14 protein-coding genes are annotated in these 13,875 nt (G+C 70.6%); 5 read left to right on the top strand and 9 right to left on the bottom strand.

Annotation, left to right across the window (positions count from 1 at the left end; all coding sequences use genetic code 11):
* Positions 1 to 7: 7 nt before the first annotated feature.
* Positions 8 to 568, top strand: a complete 561-nt coding sequence (locus tag CGZ93_RS16480; protein ID WP_094365228.1) for a DUF4245 domain-containing protein — start codon at positions 8 to 10, stop codon at positions 566 to 568.
* On the opposite strand, the gene CGZ93_RS16485 is transcribed toward CGZ93_RS16480, so the two are convergent.
* Genes CGZ93_RS16485 through xseA form a run of 3 tightly spaced genes read right to left on the bottom strand, consistent with a single transcriptional unit; the run spans position 555 to position 2,681 of the window.
* The gene (locus CGZ93_RS16485) at positions 555 to 1,205 is read right to left on the bottom strand and encodes an HAD family hydrolase (RefSeq protein WP_094365229.1); all 651 of its coding nucleotides are present in this window, start codon (positions 1,203 to 1,205) and stop codon (positions 555 to 557) included. The two genes, CGZ93_RS16480 and CGZ93_RS16485, sit on opposite strands and share 14 nt — an antisense overlap.
* Complete coding sequence (locus tag CGZ93_RS16490) at positions 1,202 to 1,435, bottom strand: exodeoxyribonuclease VII small subunit (protein ID WP_094365230.1); 234 nt, start codon at positions 1,433 to 1,435, stop codon at positions 1,202 to 1,204. The genes CGZ93_RS16485 and CGZ93_RS16490 overlap by 4 nt, the downstream gene beginning before the upstream one ends.
* Positions 1,428 to 2,681 (bottom strand): exodeoxyribonuclease VII large subunit, encoded by a 1,254-nt coding sequence (gene xseA / locus CGZ93_RS16495; protein WP_094365257.1) that lies wholly within the window; start codon positions 2,679 to 2,681, stop codon positions 1,428 to 1,430. Before xseA ends, CGZ93_RS16490 begins: the two co-directional genes overlap by 8 nt.
* Positions 2,682 to 2,780: 99 nt before the next feature.
* Between xseA and CGZ93_RS16500 the strand changes: the two genes are divergently transcribed.
* Positions 2,781 to 3,749, top strand: coding sequence for a 4-hydroxy-3-methylbut-2-enyl diphosphate reductase (locus tag CGZ93_RS16500; RefSeq protein ID WP_094365231.1), 969 nt, complete (start codon positions 2,781 to 2,783; stop codon positions 3,747 to 3,749).
* 4 nt (positions 3,750 to 3,753) lie between these two features.
* Entirely contained in the window at positions 3,754 to 4,494 is a 741-nt protein-coding gene (locus CGZ93_RS16505) for an SDR family oxidoreductase (RefSeq protein ID WP_094365232.1), read from the top strand.
* 18 nt (positions 4,495 to 4,512) lie between these two features.
* On the opposite strand, the gene CGZ93_RS16510 is transcribed toward CGZ93_RS16505, so the two are convergent.
* Together CGZ93_RS16510 and CGZ93_RS16515 are read right to left on the bottom strand one after the other, a co-directional pair.
* On the bottom strand, positions 4,513 to 5,811 hold the full coding sequence (locus CGZ93_RS16510; protein ID WP_094365233.1) for an MFS transporter: 1,299 nt from the start codon (positions 5,809 to 5,811) through the stop codon (positions 4,513 to 4,515).
* Between the two features lie 82 nt (positions 5,812 to 5,893).
* A complete protein-coding gene (locus CGZ93_RS16515) occupies positions 5,894 to 6,706 on the bottom strand; it encodes a carbon-nitrogen hydrolase family protein (RefSeq protein WP_094365234.1) in 813 nt (270 codons plus the stop codon).
* Between the two features lie 95 nt (positions 6,707 to 6,801).
* Here CGZ93_RS16515 and CGZ93_RS16520 point away from each other — a divergent pair, with 95 nt between their 5' ends.
* Positions 6,802 to 7,485, top strand: coding sequence for a GntR family transcriptional regulator (locus tag CGZ93_RS16520; RefSeq protein ID WP_094365235.1), 684 nt, complete (start codon positions 6,802 to 6,804; stop codon positions 7,483 to 7,485).
* Here the strand turns inward: CGZ93_RS16520 and CGZ93_RS16525 are convergent.
* Entirely contained in the window at positions 7,466 to 8,800 is a 1,335-nt protein-coding gene (locus tag CGZ93_RS16525) for an MFS transporter (protein ID WP_094365236.1), read from the bottom strand. The genes CGZ93_RS16520 and CGZ93_RS16525 overlap by 20 nt on opposite strands.
* A gap of 146 nt (positions 8,801 to 8,946) precedes the next feature.
* Between CGZ93_RS16525 and CGZ93_RS16530 the strand changes: the two genes are divergently transcribed.
* Entirely contained in the window at positions 8,947 to 9,636 is a 690-nt protein-coding gene (locus CGZ93_RS16530) for a DUF2848 domain-containing protein (RefSeq protein WP_094365237.1), read from the top strand.
* A gap of 156 nt (positions 9,637 to 9,792) precedes the next feature.
* Here CGZ93_RS16530 and ilvA read toward each other — a convergent pair whose 3' ends face one another.
* The 3 genes from ilvA to rmuC all read right to left on the bottom strand — a co-directional run.
* Complete coding sequence (ilvA, locus tag CGZ93_RS16535) at positions 9,793 to 11,061, bottom strand: threonine ammonia-lyase IlvA (RefSeq protein ID WP_094365258.1); 1,269 nt, start codon at positions 11,059 to 11,061, stop codon at positions 9,793 to 9,795.
* 5 nt (positions 11,062 to 11,066) lie between these two features.
* On the bottom strand, positions 11,067 to 12,275 hold the full coding sequence (locus CGZ93_RS16540) for a DUF480 domain-containing protein (RefSeq protein ID WP_229117534.1): 1,209 nt from the start codon (positions 12,273 to 12,275) through the stop codon (positions 11,067 to 11,069).
* Positions 12,276 to 12,474: 199 nt separating this feature from the next.
* A partial coding sequence (gene rmuC / locus CGZ93_RS16545; protein ID WP_324252453.1) for a DNA recombination protein RmuC occupies positions 12,475 to 13,875 on the bottom strand: 1,401 nt, incomplete at its 5' end.

Below are 13,875 nucleotides of genomic sequence, written 5' to 3' on the forward strand. Positions count from 1 at the left end.
TGGCGCGGTGGCGAACAACCAGGCACGCGCATCCGCGGGGGACATGATCCGTTCCTTGGCGGTGATCATGATCCCGATCCTGCTGCTGACCTGGCTGCTCACCTCCAGGCCCAAGGACTACGAGGTCAAGCCCGTCGACTGGCGGCCCGTGCTGGCCCAGGCTCGCGCCGAGGCCGGCTGGCCGGTGCTCGCTCCGGTCGGTCTCCCCGAGACTGGGGGCGCGGCGTGGGTGGCCAACGTCGCCAGCTGGGTACGCCTGGGCCAGGGCACCGCGGCGGGCCCGGCCCCGCGCAACCAGTGGCAGCTCGGCCTGCTCAACTCCGACAAGGTGCACTATGCGGTGACCCAGGGTGACGGCCGCACCGACGACCTGGTCAAGGAGAAGACCCGCGAGGGCCACCAGGTCGGTGAGGACCAGCTGCTGGGCCGCACCTGGCAGCGCCTCGAGTCGCCCGACGGGCGGACCCGCGCGTTGGTGCACCGGACCGAGCAGGTGACCACCGTCGTCTCCGCCGACACCGACTTCAACAGCCTGCTGCAGTTCGCCGGCACGCTCAGCGACCGCTGAGCAGCGCCTCCAGCTCGACCACGTCAGCGGCCACCGCTGACGCCGCGGCCCGCTCCTCGGCGCTGCCGTAGCCCCAGCCGACCAGGATCGTCGGCACGCCGTGGCGCGCCGCCCCCTCGACGTCGTGGCTGCGATCCCCGACCAGCACCGGTCGTTCCGCAAGCACCCCGAGTGCCCGCAGGTCCGCCAGCGCGCGACCGACCACGACCGCCTTGTCCGCGCTCGTCGCGTTGTCGCCGGCGCCCTGGATCACCCGGAACGGCTCCGCCAGCCCGTGCAGCTCCAGCAGCCGCAGCGCCGCCGCCCGCTGCTTCGAGGTCGCCAGCGCCAGCGGCATCCCCGCCGCGTGCAGCCGCTCCAACAACCCGACCACCGGCTGGAACACCGGGGTCTGCGGCAGCAGCTCGGCGTACAACGCGCGATAGGACCGCACCATCCGCTCCACCACCTCGGGCGGCTCCCCGGTGACCTCGCCGAAGGTGAACCACGGCGGCGGGCCGACATAAGGGCGCAGGCTTTCCGGGCTCACCGGGTGACCGAACTCCGCGCAGGTCTGTGCCTGGGCCCGGCAGATGATGTCGGAGGAGTCGGCGATGGTGCCGTCCAGGTCGAACAGCACCGCGTCGAAACCGCTCACTCCGCCTCCGCCGCCTGCTGCTCGCGCGCGGCCCGGGCCTTCTCCACCCGCTCCCGGGCCCCGTCCAGCCAGCGCTGGCAGGTGTCGGCGAGCTGTTCGCCGCGCTCCCACAGTTGCAGCGACTCGGCCAAGGAGACTCCGCCGGCCTCGAGCCGCTGCACCACCTTGACCAGCTCCTCGCGGGCCGCCTCGTAGCTCAGCTCACCCTCGGACTTGTCGGTCTCACTCATCGCTCACCTCGGCTGCCTCCCTGCCTGAACTGCGGTTGTTCGTCTGCACCTCGCGCACCTCGACGACCAGCTGACCGTCGGCCAGATAGACCTGCAGGTCGTCGCCCTCGTCGACCTCGCGGGTCGAGGTGACCCCGTCTCCGGCGCCGTCGGCCAGGATGGCGTACCCCCGCTCCAGCGTGCGCCGCGGGGACATCGCCCCGGCGCGCTCCCGCAGGTGTTGCACGCCGGTCCGCTCGCTGACCAGTCGTTGGTCGAGTGCCCGGTCCAGCCGCCACCGTTGTTGGGTCAGCTGGTCCAGCTCCCGGTCGAATGCGTACAGCGGGTTCTGCAGCGCCGGCCGGCTGCGGTACTGGTCGAGGTGGCGCTGCTCGGCCCGCACCAGCGACTCGACCGCCCGCTCGATCCGGGCCCTGGCCTGACCGATCAGGTCGTACTGCTCGCGCACATCGGGCACCACCAGCTTGGCCGCGTCGGTCGGGGTGGACGCCCGCACGTCGGCCACCAGGTCGAGCAACGGGTTGTCGCTCTCATGCCCGATCGCCGAGACCACCGGCGTCCGCGCCGCGAAGACGGTGCGGATCAGGTGCTCGTCGGAGAACGCCAGCAGATCCTCCAGCGACCCGCCACCGCGCGCCACCACGATCACCTCCACCTCGGCCACCGCGTCCAGCGCCGTGACCGCCGACGCGACCTGCTCGGCGGCCCGCTCGCCCTGGACCAGGGCGTGTCGCACCTCGATCCGCGCGGCCGGCCAGCGGCGGCGTACGTTCTCCTGCACGTCGCGCTCGGCGGCGGAGTCCGCACCGGTGACCAGGCCGATCACCCGGGGCAGGAACGGGAGCCGCTTCTTCAGCGCCGGGTCGAACAGCCCCTCGGCCAGCAGTATCCGCTTGCGCTGCTCGAGCTGGGCCAGCAGTCGTCCCTCGCCGCTGGGGCGCAGGTCTCGACAGCCGAAGCTCAACGAGGCGTTGCGGCTGCTCACGAACGGCCTGAGCTGGGCGACCACGGTCATCCCCTCGGCCACCGGACCGGCCTGGCGCAGCACGTCCTCGGCGATCATCACCGTCGCCGACGTCTCCGCCAGCCGGTCGCGCAGGGTCAGGAAGTGCCACTTCGCGCCCGGGCGGCGCTTCAGCTCGATCAGCTGGCCCTCCACCCACTGCTCGCCGAGCCGCTCCACCCACTGCTTGGTGGCCGCGACGATCCGCCCGAGCGGCAGCGGCTCACTGGGGGAGGAGGTCATCGGCACGGTCTCACCCTAGAGGAGGTCACCGACACCGGTCGGGTCCGCCGGGCCCCCGCGTGGGGGCTTGAGCAGACCGAGCCACCTAGACTGTGCCCCATGAGCGAGCAGACCGAGAAGCGTGTCGTCGTGGCGGCGCCCCGTGGCTATTGCGCGGGAGTCGACCGCGCCGTGGTGACCGTGGAGAAGGCGCTGGCGCACTATGGCCCGCCCGTCTATGTCCGCAAGCAGATCGTGCACAACAAGCACGTCGTGGAGACGCTGGAGGCCAGTGGCGCCATCTTCGTCGACGAACTGGACGAGGTGCCCGAGGGGTCGATCACCGTCTTCTCCGCCCACGGGGTGTCACCGATGGTGCACGCCGAGGCGAGGACCCGGCAGTTGCAGACCATCGACGCGACCTGCCCGCTGGTGACCAAGGTGCACCACGAGGCCAAGCGGTTCGCCCGCGACGACCTGCAGATCCTGCTGATCGGGCACGCCGGTCACGAGGAGGTGGAGGGCACCTCCGGCGAGGCGCCGGAGAACATCATCCTGGTCGAGTCGCCCGACGACGTCGACGGGGTCGAGGTGCGCGACCCGGACAAGGTGGCGTGGCTCTCGCAGACCACGTTGAGCGTGGACGAGACGATGGCGACGGTACGCCGGCTGCGCGAGAAGTTCCCGAACCTGATCGACCCGCCGAGCGACGACATCTGCTACGCCACCAGCAACCGGCAGGCCGCGGTCAAGCAGATCGCCGGCCACTCCGACCTGGTGATCGTCGTGGGTTCCGCCAACTCCTCCAATTCGGTACGCCTGGTCGAGGTCGCGCTGGAGGCCGGCGCCGGCGCCGCCCATCGCGTCGACTCGGCCGCCGAGATCGCCGACGAGTGGCTGGACGGCGTGTCCTCGGTCGGGGTCACCTCCGGCGCCTCGGTTCCCGACGTGCTGGTGCAGGGGGTGCTGGAACTCCTTGAGCAGAAGGGATTTCCGCGGGCGGTCGAGGAGCGGCTCACCGAGGAGAGCCTGGTCTTCGCGCTGCCGCCGGAGCTGCGCAAGGCGGTCGGCGCCCGGTCGCGAAGCTGAACCGATGAGCGAGCCGCGGGTGGTCGTGGTGACCGGTGGCGGGTCCGGGATCGGGCGTACCGTCGCCCGGGAGTTGTTGTCCCGCGGGCACACCGTCGTGGTGGCGGGCAGGCGGGCCGCGGCGCTCGAGGAGACGGTGGCGTCGGCTGATTCTGGTTCCTCCCGGTGCGTGCCCACCGATGTCACCGACCAGAGCCAGGTCGCGACCCTGTTCGCCCGCGTCGACGAGGCGTACGGGCGCTGCGACGTGCTGTTCAACAACGCCGGCGCCTTCGGCCCGAGCGCCCCGGTGGACGAGCTTTCGGCCGCCGACTGGGACGAGGTGTGGCGGGTGAACGTGTCCGGTCCGGTGTTCTGCACAGGCGCCGCGGTACGCCTGATGCGGCGTACCGGTGGTGGCCGGATCATCAACAACGCTTCGATTTCCGCGCACGTGCCCAGGCCGCGCTCGGTGGCGTACACCACCACCAAGCACGCGATCACCGGGCTCACCCGCTCGATCACCCTGGACGGTCGGGCCGACAACATCACCGCCACCCGGCTGGACATCGGCAACGCGGCGACGGCGATGACCGGCGGCTTCGCCGAGGCACTGCAGCCAGACGGTCAGCGGCGCCCCGAACCCACCTTCGACCCGGTGCACGTGGCCCGCCTGGTGGCCGACGTGAGCGAGCTGCCGTTCGAGGTGGCGGTGCCCGAGCTGATGGTGATGGCGGCGGGCATGCCTTTCGCCGGGCGCGGCTGATTCAGCGCCGCGGCTCAGTCAACGACGCAGGCGGCGATATTCGCGGCGCAGCGCCTCGGCCCAGGTCGGCACGAAGAGTCCCTCGGCGGCCATCTGCGCCCGGGTCCGGTGTCGGCTGGAATAGATGCCGACCAGCCCGATCACATACATCGGCACCTGCGCCGCCATCGCCCAGCGATAGTCGTGCAGGCCATAGCCGCCGCCGGGGTTGAGCCCGTCCAGGACCGCGCCGATCAGCAGCACCGCCACCAGCGCGCCGAGGAAGCCGCCCATGATCACCACCGCCGTCGCCGTGCCGAGCCGGCCACGGTCATTGGCGGTGCGCGCGAAGTCGAACCCGATCGCCGACCCCGGCCCGCCGATGGACAACCCGATCACCAGGATCAGCAGCAGCCAGGTGGGCGCCGGTCCCGGCCACAGCAGCACCAGCACCCACGGCACCAGCCCCGCCATCGACGCCGCCAGGACCAGGTTGCTGCGGCGCAGCGGATGGGCCCGGGTGAGTTGGCCGACCACCGGACCGGTGACGATGCTGCCGATCACGAAGACCGTGAGCAACCCGCCGGCGACCGCGGGGGAGCGGCTCTCGCCCTGCACCAGGAACGGGAATCCCCACATCAGCGCGAACGTCATCGGGGCGAAGCAGGTCGTGTAGTGGGAGAAGAACCCGAGCCAGGTGCCGGGCTGGGTGACGACGGCCTGCAGTTGGCGCAGGAAGCTCTCCGGTCCGGTGTCGGTGCGGCGTACCCGCCCTTGGGGACTGTCCCGCAGCAGGATCCAGCAGGAGACCGCCGCGAACAGTCCGGCGCTCGCACAGGCGAGGAAGCCGGTACGCCAGCCCAGGTTGCCGAGCAGCCAGACCAGCGGCACCGCGCTGAGGATCTGTCCGGTCTGGCCCAGCGCCCCGGTCAGCTGGGTGAGCAGCGGGATCCGGCCGGCGGGGAACCACGACGGCAGCAGCCGGACGGCCGAGACGAACGTGGCCGCATCCCCCGCACCGACCAGCACCCGCGCGGCGAACGCGATCGGCAGCGAACCGGAGAGCGCCATCACCAGTTGGCCCGTCGCCATCAGCACCGCACCGATGGTGATCATGGTGCGTGGGCCGGTCCGGTCCAGGGCCAGGCCGACCGGGATCTGGCTGGCGGTGTAGACCGCGACCTGCAGCACCACGAAGATCGACAGCACCCCGGCATGGATGCCGAAGTGGTGCACCGCCTGCGGTGCCGCGACGCCCAGCGAGGTGCGGTGCAGCACGGCGATGGCGTACGCCACCACCGCCACCGCCCAGATCAGCCGTGCCCGCCGGGTGCTCATGTCGCCCCATTGTCCCGTGCGGTGTTGGGGCGGTCCAAGCCGCGTCCCGATGCGCGGTCGGTGGCCGGGTTGGTCGAGGCGGTCAGCTGAGGCGGGCGTTGGCGAGCACCGGCAGGCTCCTGCGGGCCTGCTCCACCTGGCCCAGGTCGAGGTCGACGACGAGCAGTTCGGGGGCCGCGCCGGCCTCGGCGATCACCTGGCCGAGCGGGGAGACCACCTGGGAATGCCCGACCCCGGTCGGGGCGCCCTGCTTGGCGTCCACTCCGGCCGCCGCCGGATCCGCCTGACCGCAGGCGAGCACGAACGCGGTGGCGTCCACCGCCCGGGCCCGGGTGACCAGCTGCCACTGCTCGATCTTGCCGTCCCCGGCACCCCAGGAGGCGCTGACCACGAGCACCTGGGCACCCTCGCGGGCGTGGTTGATGTAGAGCTGCGGAAAGCGCACGTCATAACAGATCGAGAGCCCGACGGTGGCCTCCCCGACGCTGATCCGCACCTGTTCGGCGCCGGCATCCACGGTGTCCGACTCGGCGAAGCCGAACGCGTCATAGAGGTGGATCTTGTCATAGCTGGTGCGTTGCCCGTCCGGGCCGGCGACGAGCAGGGTGTTGCGCACCTTGTCTCCGGAGCCTGCCGAAGGGTGACCAGGGGTGAACATCCCCACCAGGACGGCGATTCCAGCATCGTTGGCGATCCTGGAGACGGCCTGCCCGAACTCACCGTCGATCGGCTCGGCGATCTCGGTCAGGTTGTGGCCGAAGGCGCGCATGGTCGCCTCGGGGAAGACGACCAGCTCGGCTCCCTGGTCGGCCGCGGCCTGCGCCTGCTCGGCGACCAGGCGCAGGTTGTCGGCGACCTCACGGCTGGAACAGATCTGGGCGATGGCAACCTTCATGATGGAGTCCTTTCCTTGTGGGGTGAGGGTGTCTGGGTGGGGTGAGACGTGTCTGGACGTGGGGGGCAGGGCCCCCGACGGTGTATATCTGAGTCATGCAGAACTCCGAGGCCGCACCGACCACGGGTCGGCTGAGGGCGTACGAGTTCATCCGCGACAACATTCTCACCGACCACACCCGGCAGGGCACGTTCCTCAACGAGCAGGAGCTGGCCAGCGAGATCGGGGTGTCCCGGACGCCGGTGCGCGAGGCGCTGTTGCTGCTGGTGGCCGACGACCTGGTGGAGCTGATCCCGCAGCGGGGGGCGTACCTCCCCCGGATGGGTCCGCGGGAGGTGGCCGACCTGTTCGAGGTGCGCCGGGTGGTCGAGTGCCATGCGGCGACCGTGACGATCGCCGAAAGTTGCGTCCCGGTACGCCGAATGGGGGAGCTGCTTTCCCGACAGCAGGAACTCGACCCGGACGACGCCGGCGCCTTCAAGGAGTTCATCACCCTCGACCGGGACTTCCACCAGGCACTCGTCGACGCCGCCGGCAACGGGCTGTTCTCCACCCAGTATGCCAAGCTGCGAGCCCGGCAGATGCTGGTCGGGATCGAGGCCGTGCTCTGGCATCCGCGCCGGATGGCCGAGGTGGACGACGAGCACCAGGCGATCCTGGACGCGCTGATCGCCGGCGACCAGGCCGCGGCCCACGCTGCCATCATCGATCACCTCACGATCACCCACGGCCTGGTCCGGGAACGCAGCGACGGCGCGCTCAGCCCCGACCCTCGTTGAGCGCCTCGTCGGCCTCGTCCACCACTGCTCTGCCCATGAGCAGGCCGATGATGGTTATCACGCAGGCGACGGCGATGTACATCGCGATGTACCAGGAATTGTTGTACTGCTTGATGAACAGGGCGAACATCGTCGGCGCCAGACCACCGGCGAAGATGCCGGCGAAGGTGTACGCCAGCGACGATCCGGTGTAGCGCAACCGGGCGTGGAACTGCTCTGCGATGTGGGCGGCCTGCGGGGCGTACATGAACGAGTGGCAGAGCAGGCCGACCACCACGCCGAAGATGGCGAGCGGGAAGCTGCGGGTGGTCTGCATCGCGATGAACACGAACGCCCAGATCGCGCCGAGCACGGCGGCCACACCATAGATCATCCGCCGGTTGATCCGGTCCGACAGCCAGCCGGCGAACGGCATCGTGACGATCTGCAGCGCGCCGGCGGTCATCGTGCAGGTGAGCGCCTGGGTGTTGGTCAGCTTGTTCGGGCCGGTCTGCAACCAGGTGATCACATAGACCGCGAAGAACGCGTAGAGCACGTCCGGGCCGAAGCGGGTGAAGATCGCGCCGAACAGGGCCCGGGTCTGCTTGGTGAGCACCTCGGTGACCGGCGCCTTGGGCGGCTCGCCCTGTTCGACCAGCTTCTGGAAGACCGGTGTCTCCTCGAGCTTGTGCCGGATCCACAGGCCGAACGCGACCAGCACCAGCGAGAGGCAGAAGGCGACCCGCCAACCCCAGGACAGGAAGGCTTCGGGCGACATCGAGGCGGTCATGATGATCAGCAGCAGGTTGGCGGCGACCGACCCGAGGGGTACGCCGGTCTGCGCGGCGGAGGCCCACAGTCCGCGGGTGCCGGGTCGGGCGAACTCGCTGGAGAGCAGCACCGCGCCGCCCCACTCGCCACCGACGCCGACGCCCTGCAGGAACCGCATCAGCACCAGGAGGATCGGGGCGAGTACGCCGACGGTCCCGTAGGTGGGCAGGATGCCGATCGCGAAGGTGGCCACGCCGATCAGCAGCAGGGTCCACACCAGGACCTTCTTGCGGCCGATCACGTCACCGAGCCGACCGAAGAAGATGCCGCCGATCGGCCGGGCCACATAGCCGGCACCGTAGGTGAGGAAGGCCTTGATGGTGTCCATCGCCGGGTCGGAGCCGTCGAAGAAGAGCTTGCTGAACACCGTCCCGGTGACGGCACCGAACAGGGCGAAGTCATACCACTCCAGGGAGGTGCCGGAAAGGCTGGCGACGAACGCCTTGCGCAGGTTCTTCCGCTCCTCGGCCGTCTGTGGTTGGACCGCGGTCGAGCTGTGGGTCATGGGTGACTCCTTCGGCTGGTGGCCGGTTCGGGCAGGCCGGTGGGCTGCCCCGGTGGCGCGTGATTGTATACATTAGGCACGGAGGCGGGGGTTGAACAGATCTTCCGCCGAGTTTCATCTGCCCGTTACACAACTCGGAGGTTTCGGTGACCACGCTCAGCTTCTCCCTGCCGGACGGTTCCACCCGCGAGGTGGCGGTCCGGCGTACGCTCAACGCCGGCTATGCCGGGCGGAACACCGAGGAGGTGCGGGCGCACATCGACGAGCTGGCCGAGCTGGGCGTGCCGGGGCCGAGCACGGTGCCGACCATGTATCCGATCTCCACCTATCTCGCCCAGCAGGTGGACGTGGTCGAGGTGCAGCACGCGAAGACCTCCGGCGAGGCCGAGTGGGCGCTGGTCATCGCCGACGGAGGCGAGGTGCTGCTCACCGCGGCCTGCGACCACACCGACCGCGCGCTCGAGGTGCACGGCGTGGCCTGGTCCAAGAACGCCAGTCCGGACGTGCTGTCGACCCGCGCCTGGCGCCTCGACGACGTCCGCGACCACCTGGACCAGATCACCCTCAAGGCGTGGGTCACCCACGACGGCGGGGAGGAGCAGTTGATCTCCGACTCCACCTGTGGCGCGCTGCTGACGCCGGACCATTGGCTCGGGGTGCTGGGTGAGCGCGGGCTGGCCGAGCCCGGGACGGTGCTCATGTCGGGCACCGTGCTGATGAAGGAGGGTGTGGACCAGTTCGCCGACCGCTGGCGGGTCGAGCTCGCCGACCCGGTCACCGGCGAGTCGATCGACGTGGCGTACGCCATCGAGATCCTCCCCGACCCCATCGACTGACCCCACCGAGTTTGTCAGTGGTCATGCGGACTTCCCGACCCGGATCACGCTTGATCCCGCCCAACTTGGTCAGTGGTTATCCACGGTTGCGCCGCCCCACGGCCGAGGTGTGTCGCCCTCACAACCGGGCATGACAACTGACAAAGTGCGGGGGTGTCAGACCAAGAAGCGATAGAACGGGGAGTTCGGGTCGACCTGTTCCACCTGCATCGCAGAGGTGTCCATCCGCTCCAGCAGGCCCGGCAGGTCCTCGGGGCTGCCGAGCTCGATGCCGACCAGGGCCGGGCCGGTCTCGCGGTTTGACCGCTTCACATACTCGAACAGCGCGATGTCGTCGTCGGGCCCGAGCACCTCATCGAGAAAGCGGCGCAGCGCCCCCGGTTCCTGCGGAAAGTTCACCAGGAAATAGTGCTTGCGGCCCTCCCAGACCAGCGAACGCTCCACGATCTCCGAATAGCGGGACACGTCGTTGTTGCCGCCGGAGACGATCACCACGACGCTCTGGTCGGCCCCGACGGTGAGCTGACGGCCCAGCACCGACGCCGCAACGGCGCCCGCGGGCTCGGCGATGATCCCGTCGACCTGATAGAGCGCCAACATCTCGTGACAGATCTGCCCCTCGTCGACCGTGAGCAGTTCGGGGTGGTGGGCCAGCGCGATGCCGGTGGTCAGGTCACCGGCCCGGCGCACCGCGGCGCCGTCGACGAAGGTGTCGATCCGCTCCAGGGTGACCGGTTCGCCGGCCGCGACCGCGGCGCCGAGACAGGCGGCGCCGGCCGGTTCGACCGCGACCACGCGGGTGCTCGAGTGGTGCGCGGCGAACCAGGTCAGACAACCCGCGAGCATCCCGCCACCGCCGACCGGTACCACCAGCACGTCGGGGGCGTGCCCGAGCTGATTGACGACCTCGGCGGCCAACGTGCCCTGCCCGGCGATGGTGCGCGCGTCGTCGAAGGCGGGCACCATCGTCGCACCCGACTCCCAGGCCTCGGCGTACGCCGCCTGCGCGGCCTCGTCGTAGGTGTCGCCGGTGACGACGAGCTCGACGTACGCCCCGCCGAGCTGCCGCATCCGGTCGCGTTTCTGTCGTGGGGTGGTGGATGGCACGAAGATCCGCGCGCGGATCCGTAGCCGCGCGCAGGCGTACGCCACCCCCTGGCCGTGGTTGCCGGCCGAGGCGCAGATCACCCCGGCGGCGCGCTCGGCCGCGGAGAGCTGGCTGATCAGGTTGTACGCCCCGCGCAGCTTGTAGGAGCGCACCGGCTGCAGGTCTTCCCGTTTGAGCCAGACGTTGGCGCCGGTCGCGGTGGAGAGCCGTTCGTTGAGCTGCAGCGGGGTCTCGCTGACCACCCCGCGCAACCGCTCGCTGGCCACGGCGATGTCGGCGGCGGTGACGTGGGCGGCGGTGACCGCGGGATCGGGCACGCCGGTCACCGGTTCGTGGGGCGGCGGGCGAGCAGATAGAGGTTGGTGTCCGCCTCGTCGGGCAGCGGCCCGCGCAGGTACCACTCAAGGATCTCCAGGCCGGACTCGGTGACCGCCCGCCGAACCGTGTCCGGGTCGTGCAGCACCAGCTCGACCTCGAACGGTTGCTCCCACAGCGTGTCGAACCGGCGTACCTCGTCCCCCACGTGGATGGCGATCGCGAGCCAGCCACCGGGGGCCAGCACGCGAGCCAGCGAACCCAGGGTGGGGGAGAGTTCGGAGGGAGCCAGGTGCACCAGCGACTGCCAGGCGGTGATGGCACCCCAGGCCGCGGCGGCCGGTGGGCGGAGGAGCCGGGTCAGGTCGCCGACCTCGAACCGCAGCTCGGGGTGCGCGGCCCGGGCGGTCTCGATCATGGCGGGCGAGAGATCAAAGCCGGTCACGTCGGCCCCGGATGCGGCGAGCAGCGCGGTGGTACCGCCCGGTCCGCAGCCGACGTCGGCGACCGGTCCGCTGGTGCTGGCGGCGACCCGTTCCAGCAGCCAGCGGTCGAAGGGCAGTCGGTCGAGGGCTGCGGTCTGCCGGTCGGCGTACGCCTCGGCGACGGAGTCGTAGGCGCTCACGACGCGCTCGTTGCGGGCCTGGCTGCCGTGCTCGAGGAGCTGCTCCCGATCGACGGTCGGTGCGGGGGCTGTGGGTTCGGCCGCGCCGGCGACGGTGCCGAGGAGGTGGATCCAACGCGGGTCGTGCTGTCCGGCGGTACGCCCGGTCTCGAGGGTGAGCGGCTGGTCGCGGGCGGCGAGCCGGCGCAGGCACTCCTCGACGGATTCCTTGTCAGAGAAGGGGAAGAGGCGTTCGGTTCGGGTTTTCAGTGCGCCCGCGGACTGGGGCCCGCGGAGCAGCAGCACGGTGATCAGTGCGCGCTCGTCGTCGGCCAGGTCGAGCTGTTCGTCGAGGCGCTGGTGGTACTTCAGGGCCCGAGAGCCCTTGCCCGCCCAGACGAAGCGGACCAGCTCGCGGTCCTTGAGCCCGCGCAGGCACTGGTCGAGCTGCTGGTCGGAATAGTCGGTGACCGGCTCCCGGCTCGAGGTCTGGTTGCACGCGGTGCGCAGCCCGTTCAGCGACAGCGGATAGGAGGCGGGCACCGTCTTCTGCTTCTCCAGCAGGGAACCCAGCACCCGCTGTTCCACGGCATCCAGTTCGATCTCGGCCACGGCGGCAGCCTAGCGGGCCAGCCCTGCCATCCAGCGACCCTTCCTGTCACTCATCGAACCCTCGGGGGTTCGCTGGATAGCCCTACGGTTCGCTGGATGGCGCCAAGGCGGTTCGCTGGATGGCGCCAACACGGTTCGCTGGATGGCGCCAAGGCGGTTCGCTGGATGGCGCCAAGGCGGTTCGCTGGATGGCCCCTGGTCAGCAGGTGCCGTTGTCGCGGCGCTCGACCGAGGGCGGGTCCGCCCAGTCGAGCAGGTTGGGCTCGGAGCGGGTGAGCTCGGACTGCTCGGGCAGGCCGCGCCGGCGCCGCGAACCCCGCCCGATCATCGGCTCCACCTTGGCGGCGTCCTCGACCAGCTCGGGGGCGGCAATGTCGCGGGTGTTCTCGTCGACGCTCTGCGGGGCGACCAGCTCGGCGTCGGTGACGCTCAGGTCGCGGAAGCGCCGCGCGGTGACCAGCACCCGCGCCTCCATCGAGCCGACCGTCGAGTTGTACGCCCCCACCGCGGCCTTGAGCGAGCGGCCGACCTTGTCCAGGTGGCCACCCATCGCGGACAGCCGGTCGTGCAGCTCACGGCCCAGCGCGAACACCTCGGCGGCCGACTCGGCGAGCGCCGCCTGCTTCCAGCCGTACGCCACCGCGCGCAGCATGGCGATCAGCGTGTTCGGGGTGGCCACCACGACGTCACGGGCCGCGGCGTACTCGTGCAGGTCGGGCACCTGCTCGAGCGCGGAGAAGAGGAACTGCTCGTTGGGCAGGAACATCACCACGAACTCCGGCGAGCCGGTGGCCGCCTTCCAGTATTCCTTCTTGGAGAGCTGGTCCACGTGCGCCTTCACGTTGCGCCCGAACAGGGTGAGCTTCTCGGTCCGCAGCCGTTCGTCGTCGGTCTCGTGGGCGTCCAGGAAGGCGCTCAGCGGCACCTTCGCGTCGACGTAGAGGAACTTGCCGTCGGACAGGTTCACCCGCATGTCCGGCCGGATGGTGCGGTCTGCGGTGGTGGTCGTGGTGGACTGCTCGTCGAAGTCGCAGCGGTCGACCATCCCGGCGTATTCCGCCACCCGGCGCAGCTGCAGCTCACCCCAGGCGCCGCGCACCTGGGGTTTGCGCAGGGCGGTGGCCAGGGCGTGGGTCTCCCGCCGGAGGTGCTCCCCGGTCGCCTGCACCGCCTGCACCTGGTTGCGCAGGTCGGTGGCCATCGCCACGCGGTCCTTCTCCACGGTGGCCAGCCGATCGGAGAACTTCACCATCAGCTCGGTCAACGGATCGATGATGGCGCGGGTCTTCTCGTCCGACACCTTGCCCTGGCGCTCCAGGGTCTCCCCGGAGAGCACCTTGAACTGGTTGGCCAGCGACTCCCGGTCCTCGGCGAGTCGCTGCGCCCGTTCGATCGCGGCGTCGCGCTGGGCCTTGGCGGCCGCCAGCTGGGAGCCGACCTCGGCCGCCTCCGCCTGGGCCTGTGCGGTCTCCGCCCTGGCCTCGGCGATCTCGCCGCGCACCTGGGCCGCAGCGGTCTCGGTCTGCGCGAGCTGGGCCCGCAACCCGGCCGACTCGGCCCGCGCGTCGGCGGCTTGGCTGCGCGCATCGGCGGCCTGGGC

Source organism: Enemella dayhoffiae (assembly GCF_002250625.1).
Classification (GTDB): domain Bacteria; phylum Actinomycetota; class Actinomycetes; order Propionibacteriales; family Propionibacteriaceae; genus Enemella; species Enemella dayhoffiae.